We start from the raw sequence: 20,534 nt of genomic DNA, 5'->3' as shown, positions 1-20,534 counted from the left end.
ACTGCACTATCAATGAATCATAAGGGTCGCCTCTTTTACCTGCTTTCCATTTTACTGCTGACATTACATTTCACCAGCGTCAAGGCGCAGAGCAGGTTGTTCCGCCTGCTCGAAGGCAAGCAGACAGGGATCGATTTCGTGAATCCCATCAGCGAAACGGAGAATCAGAATGTGATGTCTTACGAATATTATTACAATGGCGGTGGCGTAGCGGTGGGCGATATCAATAGTGACGGTTTCGACGATCTGTTTTTTACGTCGAATATGGGTTCCAACAAGCTCTACCTAAACCTGGGCGCGAAAGGGGAGAAGATGAAGTTCAAAGACATTACTTCGTCGGCGGGTAAGGGACTCGAAGGCAGGAAGGGTGGCTGGAAAACGGGCGTGACCATGGCCGATGTAAACGGCGACGGCTTGCTTGACATCCATATCTGTTATTCGGGCAAAGTGAAGGACGAAGACCGTAAAAACCAGCTTTTTATCAATCAGGGCAACCTCAGGTTCGTCGAGCAGGCGAAGGAATATGGGTTGGACAATATCTCATACAGCACCCAGGCCGCTTTCTTCGATTACGACAACGATGGCGATCTGGATATGATGTTGCTCAACCATACCACGAAGAAGATCGACAATATGGAGCTTGCCAAGTTCCGTACGCAGACGGACGAGCTCGCAGGCAACAAGCTTTTTGAAAACCAGAAAAATCATTTTGTAGAAGTCACCCAAAAGGCCGGCATTCATCAGTATCCCCTCACATTCGGCCTGGGCATTGCCATTGCGGACGTGAACCAGGACGGCTGGCAGGACATTTATGTGACCAACGACTACAACGAGCCCGATTACCTATACATTAACAACCACGACGGCACGTTCAAGGACGTGACCAGGCAGTCTTTCCGGCATCTGGCGCAGTTTTCGATGGGCATTGATATCGCCGATTTCAACAACGACGGCCTACCCGACATTATGTCGCTCGACATGTTGCCGGAGGACAACCAGCGGCAAAAGCTCCTTCAATTGCAGGAAAACTATGAGTCGTTTGAGCTCATGGTGCGTCAGGATCTGCAAAAGCAATACATGCGCAATATGTTGCAGCTCAACAACGGTGACGGCACATTCAGTGAGATAGCGCAATATGCCGGCGTTTCCAACACCGATTGGAGCTGGACACCGCTTTTCGCCGATTTCGATAACGACGGTTTCAAGGATCTGTTTGTTTCAAACGGCTATCTGAGGGATTATACCAACAAGGATTTTTTAAAATACTGGGGCGATTATAAGATTAAAAGGGCCGTCGATAAAGAGCCTTTCCAATTGATGGACCTCGTGAAGGCAATGCCCTCCACGGCGTTGGCCAACTATATTTTCAAAAACAACGGCGACCTGACCTTCTCGAAGATGCAGCAGCCCTGGGGACTCGAACATGCGTCGGTATCCAGTGGTGCCGTGTACGCGGACCTGGACAACGATGGCGACCTTGACCTGGTTGTAAACAATATCAATGAACCCGCATTTGTCTACCAAAACACGGCCAGTGAGGCAAAGAATGTCAACTGGCTTCAATTGAAACTGAAACAGAACGGCGCGAATGCAGGTGGAATAGGGGCGAGGGTTTATCTCAGGACCAAAGGAGCACTTCAATACCAGGAGGTGAGCCCGAACCGCGGTTATCTCTCATGCACACCATTGCGCCTGCATTTCGGGCTCGGAGAAGCGACGGCAGCAGATACAGTACAAATCCTATGGCCGGATGGTACTACCCAGATTTTCGAGAATGTGAAGGGGAATCAGCTGCTGGTAGTTGAAAAAAGCGGGAAAAAGACTGACAAAGCCGGTAAGGAGCGCATTTCAAAGACACTATTCCAGAAAGAAACCCCTGCCATTACCTACCAGCACGAAGGGTTCAGCGAAAATGATTTCAAACGCCAGCCGCTGATGCTCTCGATGTATTCGCAAACAGGCCCCGTGGTGGCGAAAGGTGATCTGAATAAGGATGGCCTGGACGATATTTTCGTCAGTGGCGACCAGAACAAGCAGGCGAAAATATGGTTGCAACAGAAAGACGGCGCATTTCGCGAAATGCCCGGTTTTGCGATCGGGGATGAGAATACGTCCGCGATTTCGGCCGCTGTATTTTTTGACGCCAACGGTGACGGTTTTGATGATTTGTACATCGCGAAAGGCGGCTACTCGCTTTTTGAGCCCAATACCGTGTCGCTGCAAGACGAGGTTTACCTTAGCGACGGCAGGGGCGGGCTGAGCTTGTCGGTACTCTCGCTACCAAATATGAAGGCCAGCAGTAAGTCGTGTGTCCGTCCATTTGATTTTGATAAAGACAGCGACCTCGACCTGTTCGTGGGCGGCCGCATTATCCCTGGCCGTTACCCGGAATCACCTGCGTCTTTCTTATTGGTAAATGATGGAAAAGGCCGTTTCGAAGTGCGTGAATCACCGTTTTTTAAAATCGGGATGGTTACCGACGCCCAGTGGGGTGATTTGAATGGTGATGGCAAAGCAGAAATAGTGATTGTGGGCGAAATGATGCCTGTGAAGGTTTTTACCTATAATGGAAAGGACTTTGAAGACAAAACAGCCGATTATTTCAAAAGCGAGGAGAGCGGTTTTTGGAATACCATTCAAATAGAAGATCTGGACGGCGACGGAAGGCCTGATATACTGGCCGGTAACCTCGGACAGAACTCGCAGATCAAAGCCTCGGAAAAGGAGCCCGCGGAGCTGTATTTCGCAGATTTTGACAAGAATGGCTCCATTGACCCATTTTTTAACTTTTATGTACAAGGTAAATCCTATCCGTTCGTAAGCCGGGATGAACTGAACGATCAGATTTACCCGATGCGCAAGAAGTTTTCGTTCTACCGCGACTATGCCAATGCAACGATGCCCGACATTATCCCCGCCGCAGAGCTTGCCAAAGCCGGCAGACTCGAAGCACGCGAACTTCGGAGCCTGTGCTTTATGAATCGGAACGGCCAGTTTGAAAAATTCGCAATGCCCGCCCGCGCACAGTTCGGGCCCGTATGCACGATCCTCACCGGCGACTTCGACCACGACGGGCGGAAAGACTTGCTTCTTTTGGGGAACAAAACGGATAACCGGCTCAAATTGGGCAGTATGGACGCCAACTACGGTAGTCTTTTCGCGGGCGATGGCAAAGACGGCTTCCGGTTCGTGGAACAATCTAACACAGGATTATCCGTAACCGGCGACGTGAAATCGGCTGTGCAGGTGAATATCGGAGGCCAGCCTTTTATAGTTATCGGGGCATTCAATGAGCCATTGCAGTTTTATAAAAATTCCAGAAAGTGATGCGCCGGACCCTGCTCTTCCTTTTGATATTTAGCCAATCTGTTTTTGCCAAACCAGCCGGAGAGGAGCTGCGTAAGCATTTGCAGCCGGCTGTGTTTTCGGTAACTATGGTGATGATCCACGATGTGGTGAACCCGCCCGCGGCGAGCCGTTTTTACACCTATTGTCTCCTGGGCGCGCACGAGATCGTAGCCCGGAACAACAAGCAGATTATAGCTCCTACTAATTTTACAAAAAGCATTAACCCTGTTGCAATCGGCACGAAGGATTATGATTACCGGATCGCGGCACTGTATTGCATTCTCGAAACGGGGCGGATTATTATCCCATCCGGCTATATGCTCGAAGAGGACCAGAAAAAGCTGATCATCGCGCTGCTGCGGGAAGGGCATTCGCAGGCGACGATCGACAAATCGATCGCCGTGGCACAGGAGGTGGCAAAAAAAGTCGCCGCCGACGCCTCTACGGATGGTTATCTCAAACTCAGCACGCGCCTGCGGTACCGTCCGAAGAAAGGGGACGCATACTGGTACCCGACCCCGCCAGGTTATATCGAGGGCGTAGAGCCGCATTGGAAAACGATTCGCCCGGTACTGATAGATTCCTGCGGCCAGTTCGTTCCAAAGCGGCCGGTGGAATTCAGTAAGGATAGTAGCAGTGCTTTTTACAAGTTGGCAAAAGAGGTTTATGAGGTAGGCAAAAACCTGACGGAGCAGCAACGCTTCATTGCTTCGTACTGGGATTGTAACCCGTTTGCGATCAATACTTCGGGGCACATGAATATCGGGTTCAAGAAAATCAGCCCGGGCGGTCACTGGATGAACATTACCGGCATTGCCAGCTCCAAAGCCAAACTCGATCTCGATAAAGGCATTATGGTACATTCGCTCGTGGCCGCAACACTCATGGACGCGTTCATCAGTTGCTGGGACGAGAAGTACCGCAGCAACCGGGTAAGGCCTGAGACGGTTATCAACCGGCTCTTCGATCCGCAGTGGCAGCCGCTGTTGCAAACCCCGCCCTTCCCCGAATACACCAGCGGGCATAGCGTAGTTTCGACAGCTGTTGCAGAAACACTCACCTTTTTGCTGGGCGATAATTTCACTTTCCGGGACGACACCGAAGTCATATTCGAGTTGCCGGTAAGGGATTTTAAATCATTCCGCCAGGCCTCGGAGGAGGCTGCGGTTTCGCGTCTTTACGGCGGGATCCATTTCCGCGATGCCATCGAAAACGGCCAGGAGCAAGGCAGGGCCATTGGCACATTCATCCTTGAAAAACTCAAAAAGGCCGGTGTGAAACCCGCAATATGACAATTTCTGAGAATCGGAAGGCTGAATATGACCCGAAAATAGTAGTTTTGGGTTCTTAAAATCGCCGCGTTCCGCAAGTAATGGTCAGATCGTTTGCCGCTTTGTTAATGGTTTTGGGTATGCTCGGCCAAAGTGCCAGCGCCCAGGAAGCCTCCATCACCGAATGGAGGAAGGACCGGGAAGAGGTGATGGATAAGCCTGTAAAACCGGCCATACGGAAAAAGGTAACGAAGGAAAACAACATTCCGCGTTGGAGTTTCGGCCTGAATGGCGGCTATGCCTACCGCTTGTTCCGCGCAGGAATGGTATTCAGCCACGACGAGCAGGAATACATCAAAGACCTCAAATCCGGCATCGCATTCGGCGGCGATATCGCTTATTTCCCCTGGAAGCACGTCGGCCTTGGTTTGCGTTATGAAATGTACAAGGGTAATGCTAAAATGGACAGCGTACAAAGCGAAAAGGTAACTATCCAGCACCTGAGTGGCGCGTTGATCCACCGGTCGTTTCTAAAAAACGGCAAAACAGCTATCCTCACCTCATTGCTGCTCGGCTATCAACCGTACGAAAATAGAAGTGTCGTGCTCGCCCAGCCGCTCACATTCTCAGGCAAAACGATGAATTGGGGCGTCAGCGTAGGAATTGAGCAACCCATTAGTCCCAAATTCGCCCTCAACCTCACCGGAACCGCCATGATGGGCGCCATCTACCGCCTTCAACGCAAAACCGAGTTCAGCACGGAGACATTGCATTTGTCGAAGGATGACAGTGTGGACCTTTCACGGTTCTCGGTCACGCTTGGGTTTCGGTTTTTGTGATCCGATAGGTAACTTAGCCTGTATAGCGATTCATTTCTCCGACGAATTGTCTTCCTCATAAAGTAATTTCCGTTGCAAGTATCGCCTTTTAGGGAGGTGGATTCGGTTATTTTACTTTTGGCAGGATGCTTAAATGGATTTAAGGCCGGTTCCGGAAGGCTATTTTTGGAGAACCTATTCATCGTATGCTTGTGATTTCCTGACGATTGAAGTGCCAGCGTTGAATAATTTTGAGATTCGAAACGGGTATCCCAAGCAACGGTCCTTTGGGGATTTTCCAGATCCACGAAGTAATCATAAGCTCCTTCAAGCATTCAGCAAGACCAAACGTTTGTTAAGAATTTGATTAATACAAAAATGGGGCACGGTTTTGAAGTTAAGATAAACGATGAACAGCCGATTCGGGCGGGTTTAGGTGCAGAAAACTATGTCGTAACCTGTATTTTAAATGCTGTACTGCGGAGAGATAGTTTTGAGGAGGAGCTAGACATTACGATAAGTGGGCTCGACAGTGTTGACGACGTACATGTGGACTGGCTAAAAACGGAGTTACGACCCGGCGATACGATCCAGATAACCGTGGTCGGAGGTGATTACGATCCGCCGCGAAACACCCGGCCGCGAATCACGGAGAAGGATATTATTGTGCATAAATTGAGATACTATTATGCACTGAAAGAAGAATTGAAAGAGCATTTACAAGGATGATCAATGCAACAGCTTCATCATTTCGATAGGTGCCAAGCAAACTAGCCTTCAACTTTTTTGATACTTGTCAAAATGCCTTTTAGCAAAAAGCAGAAATCAATTTTTGGTTTTTTGGCCGGACTTGTGCTGATGGTCGCGATTGCAGGTGCCGGGTACATCGTTACAGATCAGGCATTCACGATTACCTACATGCAGGATGGTTACAAAAGGACAGAAGAAGAGCTGGCAGCGATTGTCTGCATTGTGAACACCACTAATTTCTCGAAGAGGCAGATTGAGAAATGCGTTCGGCAGCATCCTTTTTTTGAATACGTGGATTTTTCGGGCGATACTGTTGTGTTGCAACGGTATGAATTGATCTTCAGGAATAATAGATTGTTTAAGATTGTTCCAATGTGATAGTTTGGCGAAAATGTACCAATTTGGATTGAGATATCATTATCAACCAAACCAAGCATCCATTCCTGAATGCCTGGTGTCGAAAGGACAATACTGAGCGGATTGGAGTTTTGAAGTATTATCGCTAAAATTACCGGTCTTCATTCTAACTTGATATGTCGAATAGCGAAAAGGAGGTTTCGGAGTTGTGTGTGAGCTGCGGAATGTGCTGTGATGGTACGTTGTTTGCGAGAGGCTTCGTTCGGGATGAAGCGGATAGGAAAGTGGCCGATGATTGCGGAATGGTCACTTTGAAAATTAAGGAAACATTGTTTTTCAACCTCCCGTGCCACCATTTTTCGACATGTTGCACGATTTATGATAAACCCCGCCCTCACACGTGTTCAGTCTATTTCTGCCCACCAATTAAAAGACATAAAAGTGGTGAACAGTCGTTTGAGGATACAGAACAACAGGTTCAAACGTTGCAGCAGCAGCGTGACAAACTGCTTAAAATTGCCTCGGAATTCCCCGAACTCAGTCAATTAAATTTCAGGGAATTGAAGGCCAGGCTTGAAGAATGGGCCGGAGACGAGGAGAAAGTAGCTCTTTACAAACATCTGTTTCTCATCTTGTTCATTTTCGATGACGTCCGTAAACGATACTTCACACCGACCGAAAAGGACAAATTGGTCATCTGAAAGCTGTGATGTGCCATTGGTATTACCCAAAGCAGGACAACACAGGATACGTTATATTTCATTTATCATTAACTAGGGGAAAATTTGCACTAAACAGTCTTCTCAATATACCCCTTTGCTCATAAAGCTTGAACCTTAATCCTTTCACCATGAAATTGAAACAATTCTGCATTTGCGCTGTTCTGGCAGCATTTGCAGTGATGGTCAGTGCACATTTGTCGATCGCGCAATCCTCTAAAAAAGACAAAAAAGCTCCGCTGGTTGTGTTCGTCACGGGCGATCATGAATACAGTGGCGAAGAAACGCTGCCGATCGTGGCGGCCGAGCTCGAAAAGAACTACGGCATGCGCACGATCGTCCTCAAAGCCTATCCCGATCATAACAGCGAGAAGAACATACCGGGCCTCGAAGCATTGAAGGATGCGGATTTGGCGGTTTTTTACCTCCGCTGGCGTCAGTTGCCGCCCGATCAGCTTGCGCTTATCGAAGCATATCTAAAAACCGGCAAGCCTGTGATGGGCTTCCGCACAACCACCCATGCATTCAACTTCCCGAAAGGACATGAAAGCGAAAAATGGAATGCATTCGGCGAGTTTGCTTTGAATGCCCCTCCGGGATGGGGCGGAGCGGCCAAACATACGCATTATGGGCATAAGAGCAGCACGGACGTGACCGTGATTCCTGAGCAAGCCAAAAATCCAATCCTGACCGGCGTAAAAGGTCCGTTCCACGCCCGCTCGTGGTTGTACCGCGTGCTGCCCGACTATCCTACCAAAGGTTCGACCTGGTTGTTGATGGGTAAATCGGTGGACCCTGATAAAGAGGCGATCGAAAATCCCGTTGCCTGGACGGGTACTAACTCGTTTGGCGGCAAAGTGTTCATGACAACGCTCGGGCACCCGGAAGATTTTCAGCTCGAACCATTCCAGCGGCTCATTATCAATGCCATCCACTATGAACTGGGCCTGAAAATTCCGAAAGAATGGAAAGGGAAAATGAATATCCAGGTCCCATATCGCGAAGCCAAGTAACTTTCAAATAACGCTACCAGAACCCAACCTAAAATCTTTTCAAATGTCTAAACCCAAAAAAATCAGCGTTTATTTTTTGCTTATTGCATTTGGACTGGCAGTTATTGCATTCAGCGCGTTCCAGTTGAATCAGCCCGCGCCGGTCAAAATCGGCAAGGGAACGCACATTTCCCTGATAGGTAATAACCTCGGTTCCCGGATGATGAATTATGACAATTTCGAAACGGAATTGTATATGCGTTACCCGGACGATAACCTTGTTATCCGCAATATGTGTGACGGGGGCGATACGCCCGGCTTCCGCCCGCATGCGAGCCGCAACACGCCGTGGGCGTTCCCCGGAGCTGAGAAATTCCAGACCGAACTTGCCAATCCTTCGCAAAGTGAGGGCCACCTGGAAACGCCCGATCAATGGCTCACCCGCTTAAAAACGGACGTTATTATTTCCTTTTTCGGGTATAATGAATCTTTTGAAGGGAAAGCCGGCCTGGCCAACTACAAGGCAGAGCTGGATGCTTTCATTAAATGGACATTACAGCAGAAGTATAACGGCACCTCGGCACCTCAACTGGTGGTCGTCTCGCCGATCGCTTTTGAAGACCTTTCTGCTAAATATGATCTGCCGAATGGCAAGAAGGAGAACGAAAATCTCCTTTTGTATACCAAAGCAATGAAGGAAGTGGCCGACCAGAATAAAGTTCTTTTCGTTGACGCATTCGCCCCTTCTCAAAAGTGGTATGCCGAAACGAAAGAGGACCTCACGATCGACGGTTCTCAGCTGAACGCGGAAGGTTATAAGAAACTGGGTGTTTTACTGGTTGATAAAATCTTTGGAAAAGCCGCTGAAAAAGCCAAAAACAGAGAGCTGGTGCATGCCGCCGTGGACGAAAAAAACTGGATGTGGCACAACGACTTCAAAATCCCGAACGGGGTACACGTCTATGGCCGCCGGTACAATCCCTTCGGACCGGATAACTATCCTGCCGAAATTGAGAAAATCCGCCAGTTGACCGACATTCGTGACCAGGCAATCTGGCTTGCTGCTTCAAAGGGCGAGAAAACGGATCTGGCTGCGGCTGATAAAAATACCAGGACATTGCCTCAGGTAAAAACCAATTTTAACCCTGAAAAAAATGGTAGCCTCACTTATTTGTACGGAAATGAGGCATTGGCGAAGTTGAAAGTGCCGGAAGGCTATAAAATCGAGCTTTTTGCCTCGGAGCAGGAATTCCCTGACCTGGCGAAACCGATGCAGATGTCGTTCGATAATAAGGGCCGCCTTTGGGTTGCTACGATGCCTAGTTACCCGCATTATAAACCCGGCGATTCGAAGCCGAACGACAAGATTATCATTTTTGAGGATACCAATAACGACGGTAAAGCCGACAAGCAAACCGTCTTCGCAGATGGCCTGCATTTGCCATTGGGTTTTGAAATTGCCAAAGAAGGTGTTTACGTCTCGCAGGGTACCAACCTGAAACTGCTGACCGATACAAATGGCGATGGAAAGGCCGACAAGGAAGAAATCCTGCTGAGCGGTTTCGACGACCACGATACGCACCACAACAGCCATGCATTTACGGTGGACCCATCGGGTGCTATCTACTCCGGTGAAGGTGTTTTCCTGCATACCAATGTAGAGACGTCTTACGGACCAGTACGTGCAACCAATGGCGGTTTCTACCGTTATGCACCGCAATTGAAAAAACTGGAACGGACTGCCCAGCTTTCGATCCCGAACCCGTGGGGTATCGCTTTCGATGATTGGGGACAGCCATTTTTCGCTGAAACATCAAGCCCGGACGTTCGCTGGATGCTACCTGGCAGTGTTTTGCCGCGTTACGGTGAAGCAACGCACAAATCGGTGCAGCTGGTGGAGGACAAACACCGCGTTCGTCCGACATCGGGTCTCGAATTCGTGTCGAGCCGTCATTTCCCGGATGATATCCAGGGTGATTTCCTGATCAACAATACGATCGGTTTTCTTGGAACAAAAGAACATACCCTTACCGACGAAGGTACCGGTTACAAGAGCCATCATCGCCAGGACCTGGTGGTCAGCGAAGACCGCAATTTCCGCCCGGTGGATATGGAATTTGCCCCCGATGGCTCATTGTACGTGATCGACTGGCATAATATCCTCATAGGCCACATGCAGCACAATGCGCGTGACCCGTTGCGTGACCACTCTCACGGGCGTATCTACCGCATTACCTACCCTTCGCGCCCGCTCGTGACGCCCGCGAAGGTCGATGGGGCGAGTATCGATGAACTGTTGAATAACCTTAAACTTCCGGAATACCGCACCCGCTACCGCACCCGCCGCGAATTGCGCGGGCGCGACGCGTCGCAGGTTTTGGCCAAACTGAATACCTGGGTGGCTGGTCTGGACAAAAAAGACCCGCGTTACGAGCACCATTTGCTGGAAGGTCTTTGGGTGAGCTGGGGTATGGACAAAGTAGATCAGAAGTTGTTGAAGCAGGTATTGAAAGCAAAAGACTACCACGCACGTGCCGCGGCGGTGCAGGTGGTGCGCTACACAGGCCACCAGGTGCCCGATCAGGCCGATCTGCTGATGCAGGCGGCGCGTGACGAGAATAGCCGCGTGCGGTTGATGGCCATTGTAGCAGCATCGTGGATCGGTAAAGAAAAAGGATTGCCGATTTTAGCGGAAGCCAAAAAAATGGAACTTGACGACTGGACAATCCACGCGTTCGAAGCGGCCGAGGCGCATTTGAAGGGGGAGAATGTAAAAAGGGAAAAACAGGCTGTCGTTGCCACGAGCCTGAAAGGCAATGATCTGATCCTTTTCAACCAGGGCCGGCAGATTTATGCCAAGGAAGGGTATTGCACTACCTGCCACCAGCCCGACGGTAAAGGTTTGGAAGCATCCGGTTTTCCGCCACTTTCGGGACCATGGATTACTGGAAGCGACGAGCGGCTGATCAAGATCGCCCTGAAAGGATTACTCGGGCCGATTGAAGTAAACGGCAAGAAATACCCCGGCCAGGTTCCGATGACGCCGTTCGCAGGTTTGTTGAAGGACGACGAAGTAGCTGCGGTACTCACCTATGTACGAAATTCGTTTGGAAACAAGGGGCCGGCGATCTCGCCTGAAAAAGTGAAGCAGGTCCGTGCTGCTACCGAAAGCAAGCAAGATTTTTACTCACCCGAGCAGCTTCTGAAAGACCATCCTATGGAAAAGAGGTGAGCCTGAGAGGAGTAGTTTGAATATTATTTAGTAAAGAGCGGGTGATTTTTCTTCCGCTCTTTGTATTTTACAACCATTACCCGCCATCCTGAATCCTAAATCTACTACATAACTATACGTTACAACCCGAATCATGCTTCGATTTTTACCAATTGTCGCCATTTGTACCGTCATCCTGTTATTCTTTCTTTATAATTTCCATTTTTCCGTCGATTTTCCTTTCCAGGACGATTTTTTATTCGTTCAATTTATTCATGCCATTTCTGACGGCAAAGTAGGTTTTGCAGGTTTGATCCAGGAAATGTTCCGCACTTTCAATGATCATAAGGCGGTGGTGCCCAGGTTTATTTCCCTGCTTGACTACTGGCTGACCGGCCGTCTGCACCTTCGTTTTTATATCGTGCTGGTGTCGCTCAACTTAACTTATATCTTCTATTTTCTTTACCTCAATTTTTGCAAGGCGAAGCTGCCGCTCTATTATTTCCTCCCGGTTCCTTTTCTGTTCTTTCATCCGCTGTATCACGAAGTGTCCGGCTGGGCGCTCACCGGGATGCAGCATTCGTATCTGACAGCTTTTACGGTGACGGCCATTATCCTCGTTTCCCGCGGTACGAAACCTGCGTTTTACGGAGCGATGCTGTGCTGTTTTCTGGCCACTTTTACCCATGGTAACGGGATTCTTTCCTTTCCGGCGATCATATTCTTCTTCCTGTGCTATAAAGATTTCCGCAAGGCAATTCTGACGGGCGTTTTTATGTTTCTATGTCTCGGCATTTATCTCGCGGGTTACGAGCCGGGGCAGGCTGGTAATTTGCCCAAAAATGCGGTTCAATTCTTTTCGTCTCTCTTCGGTTTTGTGGGGTCTGCGATGTCGCTTTGGGCTATGCCGGAGCTTTCCTCGGCCGTTTGGGGATTCGTGATTGTGGTTTGCATGGTGCTGGTAACATTTCGTGTTGCAAGTGTTTATTTCAAAAAGCCCGCGGCGATCAAGCCAGGCACGATCGAATTACTCACGCTTTTTGCATTCATTTTTATTTCCAGTACGGTAATCGCCGTGTTCAGGTCCTGGGCCGGCACGACCGTAGCGAGCCGCTTTCAGCTTTATGCCTCACTTTCGACCGCTATTTTCTACCTGTTTCTGGTATTCTATACCGATTTCTTTCGTAAAAAATGGGTTTATACAGCCGTTCTGGCGTTGAGTGTTTTTTACTGGGGCTATTCGCACTACCGATTTACAGGGACGGTCGCAGCGAAGAAAACGACTTATCTAGCCGACATCTATAACTGGCGTAATAACCGCAGCATGTATTCTGTGGAGAGGTCTATTGTCAATTATGGAGGATTTTACCTGTTTCCGGCCTATGAAAAGGGTTACTTCTGGGTTCCCGAATCCGTCGTAGAGAAAAAGGAACTGGATTCGATGTTTGCGGCAAAAGGGCCGGTGGTCGATAAGGGACTGTACATTGAAACTTGGGACATTCACCGTGTCCTGCGGGAAGGCAACGACGACATTATCTTCTACTTTGTTTCCAGTAATGCGTCTCCCAGGCGAAAACACTTTTGGGACGACCGTTTCCTTGTTATTAAGGATACGTCAACCGGCTCCATATCCCTCATGAACGGCAATCCGAAAACGGAGACGCGGAAAAACATTGTCACAACCGGTAATTACTACAAAAACGGTTTCAATACTTTGCTGCGCGAAAAAGATCTGGACCCGGGTATCTACGATCTGGGCATTCTGGATGTCTCGGGCGCCGGGCAGAAGACATTCTACCGGATTGGCAGGCAACTCGTTTGTACCGCCCACGGATACGCATTGAAATAGCTTTCAGGAACCGGATATTAACCCGCCCCAGGCGCAGGATAATAGACGATGTTATCTTTGGGCCCTTATTCAATAACACAGAAATGTCATATTTCGGCGTCCGGCGCCTCCTGGCTGTGATTTGCCTCGAAAGGCATGTAAAATGGCAGGTTTGCGATGGGTTCTGCTAGGTAAAACCATAAAAAATTCGTATCTTTACGTGCTTAAAAAGCCAGATAATGGTTCTTTTTATCCAAGTGTAAAACAAACTATATGTCAAACGAAGCAGTGCTAGAAGTAAACAGCTATTCGGCTGAAAATATCCAGGTTCTTGAAGGTTTAGAGGCCGTTCGTAAACGTCCGGCGATGTATATCGGTGACACTGGCTTCAAAGGGGTGCACCACTTGATTTGGGAGGTTGTTGACAACTCCATTGATGAGGCGATGGCAGGTTACTGCGATACCATCAATGTTACGATAGAAAAAAATAATTCCATCACCGTTAAAGACAACGGTCGCGGTATCCCCACCGGAATGCACCCCAAAGAGAATAAATCTGCTTTGGAGGTTGTACTGACAGTTCTCCACGCCGGTGGTAAATTTGACAAAGATACTTATAAGGTTTCCGGTGGTTTGCACGGGGTAGGTGTATCCTGCGTGAACGCGCTATCGATCCATCTGCGCGCCGAAGTACACCGCGAAGGTAAAATATTCGAACAGGAATTCAGCGAAGGCAAACCGCTTTACTCCACCCGCGTGATCGGTGATTCGGATAAGACGGGAACGATCATCCACTTCCTGCCCGATGCGACGATCTTCACGGTAACCGAATTTAAATACGAAACGGTAGCCACCCGCTTGCGCGAGTTGTCCTACCTGAACAAGGGAATCCGCATTTCACTGGAAGATAAGCGTGAGGAAGACGAGGATGGTAAATTCCGCGGCGAAGACTTCTATTCCGAAGTAGGTCTGAACGAATTCGTGACTTACCTCGACGCTACCCGCCAGCCATTGATCCCCGAGCCGATCCACATGGAAAGCGATAAAGGCGCTATCCCGGTGGAAGTGGCGATGATGTACAACACCTCGTACAGCGAGAACGTGTTCTCCTATGTGAACAATATCAACACCATCGAAGGTGGTACCCACGTTTCGGGTTTCCGCGCCGCATTGACGCGTACGCTGAAAAACTACGCCGAGAAATCGGGTGTTCTGACGAAGGAAAAAATAGAGATAAGCGGGGATGACTTCCGTGAAGGGCTTACCGCGGTGATCTCGATCAAAGTTCAGGAACCTCAGTTTGAAGGCCAGACCAAAACGAAGCTTGGAAACAGCGAAGTAACAGGTGCCGTGAGCCAGGTGGTGTCGGAAATGCTCGATACGTATCTGGACGAGCACCCGAAAGAAGCCCGTGTAATTATCGACAAGGTAATCCTTGCCGCGAAAGCCCGTATCGCTGCGAAAAAAGCGCGCGAAATGGTACAGCGCAAGAACATCCTTACGGGTACAGGTTTGCCAGGAAAGCTGTCCGACTGCTCCGAAACCGATCCGAACGTCTGCGAATTGTACCTTGTCGAAGGGGATTCCGCGGGTGGAACGGCCAAGCAAGGACGTAACCGTGCTTACCAGGCGATCCTTCCTTTGCGTGGTAAGATCCTGAACGTGGAAAAGGCGCAGGAATACCGCATTTATGAAAATGAAGAGATCAAGAACATGTTCACCGCAATGGGCGTGCAGATCGGTAAGGACGGCGACGAGCGTGCATTGAATATCGACAAGCTCCGTTACCACAAGATCGTAATCATGACCGATGCGGATATCGACGGTAGTCACATCCGTACACTGATCCTGACTTTCTTCTTCCGCTATATGAAGATCCTGATCGACAATGGCTATATCTACATCGCCCAGCCACCGCTGTACCTCGTGAAAAAGGGCAAGGAAGAGCGTTACTGCTGGACCGAGCAACAACGCGAAGAGGCGGTTCGTGAAATCTCGGGTGGTAAGGAAGACTCGGTGAACGTACAGCGTTACAAAGGTCTTGGTGAAATGAATGCTGAGCAGCTCTGGGAAACAACCATGAATCCCGAGCACAGAAGCTTGAAACAGGTTTCTGTAGAATCAGCGGCCGAGGCGGATCACCTGTTCTCGATGCTGATGGGCGACGAAGTAGCTCCTCGCCGCGATTTTATCGAGAAAAACGCCAAGTATGCCCGTGTGGACGTGTAGCCATTAGTTGAAACCGCAATATTGAAACGGATGGCTGTAACACACAGTCATCCGTTTCTTTTTGGAATGAAAATTTAACACAAACTTCATCGGCCCGAAAACAATAGATTGTTTAGATTCGTTGAATTTTTATTGCCATCCTGATACACCTTTTTAATAGCATAACGTTATGTCTGGCTCATCCGACAATATATATAATGAAAAACGAAGTAAACTGACCAATTTGTTCGCACTGTTCAAAAGTCCGAAAGAACCGGCTGCGGCAGAAGACGGCAAGGCAGTCAGTTCGTCGTCGGAAAAGGCAAATACGCAAATGCAGCAAAGCGACCTGATCAGCAGGGACCTGAGCTGGCTGAAATTTAACGACCGCGTACTTGATCAGGTGACGAACGAAGAACGCAACCTGTTCGATCGCCTTAAATTCCTGGCGATTACATCATCCAACCTCGACGAATTCTTATCGATCCGGATCGGTAGTCTCTATAACTACCTCGATTTCGGTAAAGAGCGTCTCGACTATTCCGGCCTGCGGGAAATCCCCTTCCGAAAGGTATTGATGAAAGAATTGCACGATTTTGTGCGCCGCCAGAACGAATGCTATCAAAATCAGCTGGTGCCGCTGTTCGCGAAACACGGGTTCCGGATCATCGGGATGGATGAGGTCACCAATGAGGAAAATGCTGCCGTGGAGGAATACTTTGAGCGGACGGTGTATCCGATGCTTACGCCAATGTTGTTCGATTATACACACGCATTTCCGGTGTTGCTGGCGAAAGTGCTTGTTTTGGGGGTAATCACCCAGGTGAAAGGCACTACTTCGGAAGAGGACAGAAAGCTTTCTTTCGTACAGTTGCCTCCCAATCTGCCGCGTTTTTACGCCATTGAGCGGGAGGAGGAATTGTTATTCCTGCCTATTGAACAGATTGCGAAAGCATTTATCAACAAATTGTACAGAAATGTCGATATCGTTTCGACCAACCTGTTCCGTATTATCCGGAACGGCGATTTTACGTTGGAAGAAAGTGACGATATCGAAGCGGATTTTATCGACGAGATCAAGCAAAAGATCAAAAGCAGGCGTTTGGGAAGAGTAGTGCAGGTTTCAATCGAGCCGGACGTCCATCCCGATTTGTTCAATCTGATCAAGAAGCGCTGGGAGATAGATGACCTCAACGTGTTCCGCACCGACGCATTGATCGACTTTACTGCTTTTTGGAGCATTATCAAACATCCGGAGTTTAAAGACCAGATCCCGCCGATACACCCACCGGTGCCGCCGCTAGGCCTCGACCGCGAACGCATTCCGGATATTTTTGAGGTAATGCGGGAAAGGGATATTTTACTGCATCACCCCTACAACAACTTCGAACCGGTATTGCAGCTGCTTGAACAGGCGGCAGAAGACCCGAAGGTATTGTCCATTAAACTGACGATCTACCGGCTCGCGAAAAACTCGCGCGTAACGGAGGCGCTCCTGCACGCGGCCGAGAACGGCAAGCACGTAGCGGTATTGTTCGAGGTGAAGGCGCGTTTTGATGAGGAAAACAATATTAAAGAAGCACAAAGGCTGCAAAAAGCGGGCTGTTTCGTGATCTATGGCATCGGTTTACTTAAAACACATACCAAACTGCTGCTGATCGTGCGCAACGAAGGCAATAGGGTATTACGATACGCGCATTTGTCGAGCGGTAACTATAATGAGGATACTTCCAGATTATACACCGACACCGGTCTTTTAACGTCCAATGAAGAATACACCCACGATATTTCTGAATTCTTCAATGTAATTACGGGCCATTCGATTCCTTCTGAATACCAGAACCTGATCACAGCCCCGCGCTACATGCGTGCGAAGCTGATCGAGCTTATACAGCAGGAAGCGGAGAATGCGAAAGCGGGTTTGAAAAGTGGTATTTGTATCAAAATAAACTCCCTGGAAGACCGCGACACCATTTATGAGCTCTACAAAGCTTCGGAGGCAGGTGTGCCCATTAAGTTGATCGTCCGCGGCATGTGCTGCCTGAGGCCTCAGCGGAAAGGATTGAGTGAAAATATCACCGTCCGCTCGCTCGTAGGCGACTTTTTGGAACATTCACGCATTTTCTACTTCCACCAGAACGGCAACCCACTGGTTTATGGTGGCAGTGCCGATGCTATGGTGCGGAGTTTCGACAAACGCATTGAATCCCTTTTCAAGCTCGTAGACCCGCGCGTGCGCCAGGAAGCGATACATATTTTGTATTACAGCCTGAAAGACAATGTGAATGCCTATGAATTGCAGGAAGATGGAAACTATATCAAATGCGAGATCGAAGAGGGAAGCGAACCGCTGAACATCCACGAGGCATTCTATAATGTGACCCTTGACCAGGTGATGGCTACGCACCTTTTTAAAGAGGAAGACAAGTCGGTGGAGACTGCCGCAGTGGAAACTGCCGCAATACCCACTGCAGATCTGGAAACTTCCGGGTCAGCCAGCGCCGATCCGGAAGTGGGGCATATTGATGCTGGAAAGTAGTTATTCTTTGAAAAATACACGCTTGACGCGGTCACCGATACCCGTCAGGATCTCATAGGGGATGGTGTTGATAGTTTTCGCAAGTTCCGTAATAGGGACTTCCTTACCGAAAACGATCACTTCATCCCCTTCTTCTACCTGGGCGTGCGTGACGTCGATCATGGTCATATCCATGCACACATTGCCGATAGTAGGGCATAAGGTGCCATTCACCCACACTTTTCCAACACCATTGCCCAGTCCGCGGTCGTAACCATCCGCATAGCCGATCGCCAGCGTGGCAATAGCCGAGTTGTGGTCGACGACGCCTTTGCGGCTATATCCCACCGTTTCACCCGAAGTAAGGTATTTGACCTGCGAAACAATGGTTTTTAATGTCCCTACCGACTGCAATGCCCGCTGGTCCTGCCCGGTCGCTTCCACGCCATACAAGCCGATACCCAGCCGCACCATATCAAGGCGGTATTCCGGGAAACGCACGATTCCCGCCGAATTGAGGATATGTTTAATGGTTTTGTAGCCCAAAGTCTGCTCGATCAGCGCGGCACCTTCCATGAACTGTGCATATTGCTTTCTGGAAAACTCATTGTGGACACCTTCGTCGGCGCCTACCAAATGCGAAAATATGCTCGATACTTTCACCGCGGGATTCTGGCGAAGCTGCGCCAGGAGCCATTCGTAATCATCTTTCACGAAACCAAGTCGGTGCATGCCGGTATCGAGTTTCAAATGCACGGAAGGGGTATTGGCCGGTTCGCCTTTTCTGGAAATATATTCTATCCAGTCGGTAAGGATGCGGCGGCTGTAAATTTCGGGTTCAAGTTTGTACTGCCACAGAAGGTCGAAGGTCGGTAAGGTCGCATTCATCACCATAATTGGCAAAGTAATGCCGCTTTGGCGTAGGATTACGCCTTCATCCGTATAGGCCACGCCGAGGTAGTCGACGCGGTGGTATTGCAGCAATGCGGCTACCTCCGAGCTTCCGCTGCCGTAAGCGAACGCCTTCACCATCGCCATGATCTTCGTGCCCTGCCCGGCTTTTGCGCGGTAGTAGTTCAGGTTGTGGACCAATGCGTCGAGGTTGATTTCGAGCACGGTACCATGCGCTTTTTGCTGAATGCGGTGTACGATCTTCTCAAATGAAAACGGCCTCGCGCCTTTAACGAGCACGAGCGTATCCGCGAGCGTGTGGAAGGCAAATGTTTTGAGAAAACTGTCGGTATCGTCGTAAAACTCCTGTTCGGGAATATCGAACAGCGATGCCTGGCTGCTGATTTGCCTTCCAATGCCGATCAACCTGTCGATTCCCTTTTCGCTTAGCAAGCGTGAAACCATTTTGTACAGTTCAAAAGGCGTCTGGCCGGTTTGGAGTACATCTGAAAGAATGACGGTTTTGCGGGTTCGCTGCTCTTGTTGGGCGAGGAAGTTGAGCGCCATCGACAGCCCCTGCAAGTCGTTATTGTAGGCGTCGTCGATGATATAGGAATGGTTAATGCCCTCTTTGAGCTCCAAACGCATGGAAACGGGTTTGAGTAACAATACCCTTTCCTGGATAACGCCAGGTTCAAGCCCGAAATCCAGGAGAAAAACAATGCAATGCGTCAGGTTTTCGAGTGAAGCATCGTCGCGGAAGCCGGTTTCGAAAGTATGGTTGCCCAGCTTGCCGGTGAGGGAAATAACGGTTTTATCTTTTTGCGGAGTGAATGTCACCTGCACATGCGAGCCGGAATAGTTGCTTCCCCAGCTCAGCGTTTCGAGGAATGCATTCACCGGTTTCAGGATCAGGCTGATTTCCTCGTCTATTTCGTGGTAGTCTTTTCGGTAAATGAGTTTTCTGACCTTCGTGAAAAGGCGCAGCTTTTCGGTGATCTTCTGCTTGCGGCTTCTGAAACCATCGTCATGCGCCGGGCCGATATTGGTGAAAATGCCGATTGTAGGCTGCATGACCGGTTGCAGATACTCCATTTCATGCGCTTTGGAAATACCGGCTTCAAAAATCGCCAGCGAATGGTCCTGGCTTAGGTTCCAAACGGAAAGCGGAACACCGATCTGCGAGTTATAGCTTTTAGGACTGGCCACTATGCTCCGGCCGGGCGACAACAGCTGCACCAGCCATTCTTTTACGATGGTTTTGCCATTACTTCCAGCAATGCCGACAACCGGGATATCGAACTGCCTTCTTTTAGACGCTACCAATTGCTGCAACGCCCGGATGCTCGATGCTACGACCCAGATTTGGGCGTCATCCCACGTGGCAGCCGTTTCGCGCAACTCGCCTGTGAATGCGGCCTCTTCCACGACAAACTCCCGCACGCCCGCTGCGTACAGCTCGGGCAGGAAGCGGTGCCCGTCGTGGCGCTCACCTCTGATGGCAAAAAAGATGCTTTGACCTGGGAAAGAAACCTGGCGGCTGTCGGTCAGGATATACTGGGCTTGTGTGGTTACAAAGGGGGATGTATTGACTGTAAGACTCATTCCAATGCGCGTTAATCA

Annotated in this window: 12 protein-coding genes; 11 read left to right on the top strand and 1 reads right to left on the bottom strand. The window is 49.4% G+C overall.

The genetic code is table 11. The features are described 5' to 3' along the window. Positions 1-12 precede the first annotated feature (12 nt). The 11 genes from IEY24_RS15890 (at position 13) to ppk1 (ending at position 18,041) form a co-directional block, all read left to right on the top strand. Positions 13-3,327, top strand: coding sequence for a VCBS repeat-containing protein (locus IEY24_RS15890; protein ID WP_188933787.1), 3,315 nt, complete (start codon positions 13-15; stop codon positions 3,325-3,327). Next, positions 3,327-4,640, top strand: coding sequence for a vanadium-dependent haloperoxidase (locus IEY24_RS15885; RefSeq protein ID WP_188933785.1), 1,314 nt, complete (start codon positions 3,327-3,329; stop codon positions 4,638-4,640). Before IEY24_RS15890 ends, IEY24_RS15885 begins: the two co-directional genes overlap by 1 nt. 119 nt (positions 4,641-4,759) lie before the next feature. Further along, the gene (locus tag IEY24_RS15880; RefSeq protein WP_229222396.1) at positions 4,760-5,458 is read left to right on the top strand and encodes a hypothetical protein; all 699 of its coding nucleotides are present in this window, start codon (positions 4,760-4,762) and stop codon (positions 5,456-5,458) included. 342 nt (positions 5,459-5,800) lie between these two features. Next, positions 5,801-6,166 (top strand): hypothetical protein, encoded by a 366-nt coding sequence (locus IEY24_RS15875; protein WP_188933781.1) that lies wholly within the window; start codon positions 5,801-5,803, stop codon positions 6,164-6,166. A 72-nt stretch (positions 6,167-6,238) separates the two neighbouring features. Next, positions 6,239-6,565, top strand: a complete 327-nt coding sequence (locus IEY24_RS15870) for a hypothetical protein (protein WP_229222389.1) — start codon at positions 6,239-6,241, stop codon at positions 6,563-6,565. A 155-nt stretch (positions 6,566-6,720) separates the two neighbouring features. Continuing rightward, the gene (locus tag IEY24_RS15865; RefSeq protein WP_188933777.1) at positions 6,721-7,245 is read left to right on the top strand and encodes a hypothetical protein; all 525 of its coding nucleotides are present in this window, start codon (positions 6,721-6,723) and stop codon (positions 7,243-7,245) included. 149 nt (positions 7,246-7,394) lie between these two features. After that, the gene (locus IEY24_RS15860; RefSeq protein ID WP_188933775.1) at positions 7,395-8,276 is read left to right on the top strand and encodes a ThuA domain-containing protein; all 882 of its coding nucleotides are present in this window, start codon (positions 7,395-7,397) and stop codon (positions 8,274-8,276) included. Positions 8,277-8,319: 43 nt separating this feature from the next. After that, entirely contained in the window at positions 8,320-11,487 is a 3,168-nt protein-coding gene (locus tag IEY24_RS15855; protein WP_188933773.1) for a PVC-type heme-binding CxxCH protein, read from the top strand. Between the two features lie 133 nt (positions 11,488-11,620). Continuing rightward, positions 11,621-13,315: a hypothetical protein gene (locus IEY24_RS15850; RefSeq protein ID WP_188933771.1), complete on the top strand. Its 1,695-nt coding sequence runs from the start codon at positions 11,621-11,623 to the stop codon at positions 13,313-13,315. A gap of 252 nt (positions 13,316-13,567) precedes the next feature. Next, on the top strand, positions 13,568-15,523 hold the full coding sequence (gene gyrB, locus IEY24_RS15845; protein WP_188933769.1) for a DNA topoisomerase (ATP-hydrolyzing) subunit B: 1,956 nt from the start codon (positions 13,568-13,570) through the stop codon (positions 15,521-15,523). A 169-nt stretch (positions 15,524-15,692) separates the two neighbouring features. Then, positions 15,693-18,041 (top strand): polyphosphate kinase 1, encoded by a 2,349-nt coding sequence (gene ppk1, locus IEY24_RS15840; RefSeq protein ID WP_188933767.1) that lies wholly within the window; start codon positions 15,693-15,695, stop codon positions 18,039-18,041. Here the strand turns inward: ppk1 and IEY24_RS15835 are convergent, their stop codons facing one another. Then, complete coding sequence (locus IEY24_RS15835; protein WP_188933765.1) at positions 18,042-20,516, bottom strand: bifunctional UDP-N-acetylmuramoyl-tripeptide:D-alanyl-D-alanine ligase/alanine racemase; 2,475 nt, start codon at positions 20,514-20,516, stop codon at positions 18,042-18,044. Positions 20,517-20,534 lie beyond the last annotated feature (18 nt).

The sequence above is a fragment of the Dyadobacter endophyticus genome (assembly GCF_014641595.1).
GTDB classification, from domain to species: Bacteria; Bacteroidota; Bacteroidia; order Cytophagales; family Spirosomataceae; genus Dyadobacter; species Dyadobacter endophyticus.
This window is presented reverse-complemented; position numbering and strand designations above follow the sequence as displayed.

Bases quoted from the DNA above. Each gene is read 5' to 3' on its own strand.
- IEY24_RS15890 (WP_188933787.1), top strand. From the start codon at position 13: ATGAATCATAAGGGTCGCCTCTTTTACCTGCTTTCCATTTTACTGCTG.
- IEY24_RS15885 (WP_188933785.1), top strand. From the start codon at position 3,327: ATGCGCCGGACCCTGCTCTTCCTTTTGATATTTAGCCAATCTGTTTTT.
- IEY24_RS15880 (WP_229222396.1), top strand. From the start codon at position 4,760: ATGCTCGGCCAAAGTGCCAGCGCCCAGGAAGCCTCCATCACCGAATGG.
- IEY24_RS15870 (WP_229222389.1), top strand. From the start codon at position 6,239: ATGCCTTTTAGCAAAAAGCAGAAATCAATTTTTGGTTTTTTGGCCGGA.
- IEY24_RS15865 (WP_188933777.1), top strand. From the start codon at position 6,721: ATGTCGAATAGCGAAAAGGAGGTTTCGGAGTTGTGTGTGAGCTGCGGA.
- IEY24_RS15860 (WP_188933775.1), top strand. From the start codon at position 7,395: ATGAAATTGAAACAATTCTGCATTTGCGCTGTTCTGGCAGCATTTGCA.
- IEY24_RS15855 (WP_188933773.1), top strand. From the start codon at position 8,320: ATGTCTAAACCCAAAAAAATCAGCGTTTATTTTTTGCTTATTGCATTT.
- IEY24_RS15850 (WP_188933771.1), top strand. From the start codon at position 11,621: ATGCTTCGATTTTTACCAATTGTCGCCATTTGTACCGTCATCCTGTTA.
- gyrB (WP_188933769.1), top strand. From the start codon at position 13,568: ATGTCAAACGAAGCAGTGCTAGAAGTAAACAGCTATTCGGCTGAAAAT.
- ppk1 (WP_188933767.1), top strand. From the start codon at position 15,693: ATGTCTGGCTCATCCGACAATATATATAATGAAAAACGAAGTAAACTG.
- IEY24_RS15835 (WP_188933765.1), bottom strand. From the start codon at position 20,516: ATGAGTCTTACAGTCAATACATCCCCCTTTGTAACCACACAAGCCCAG.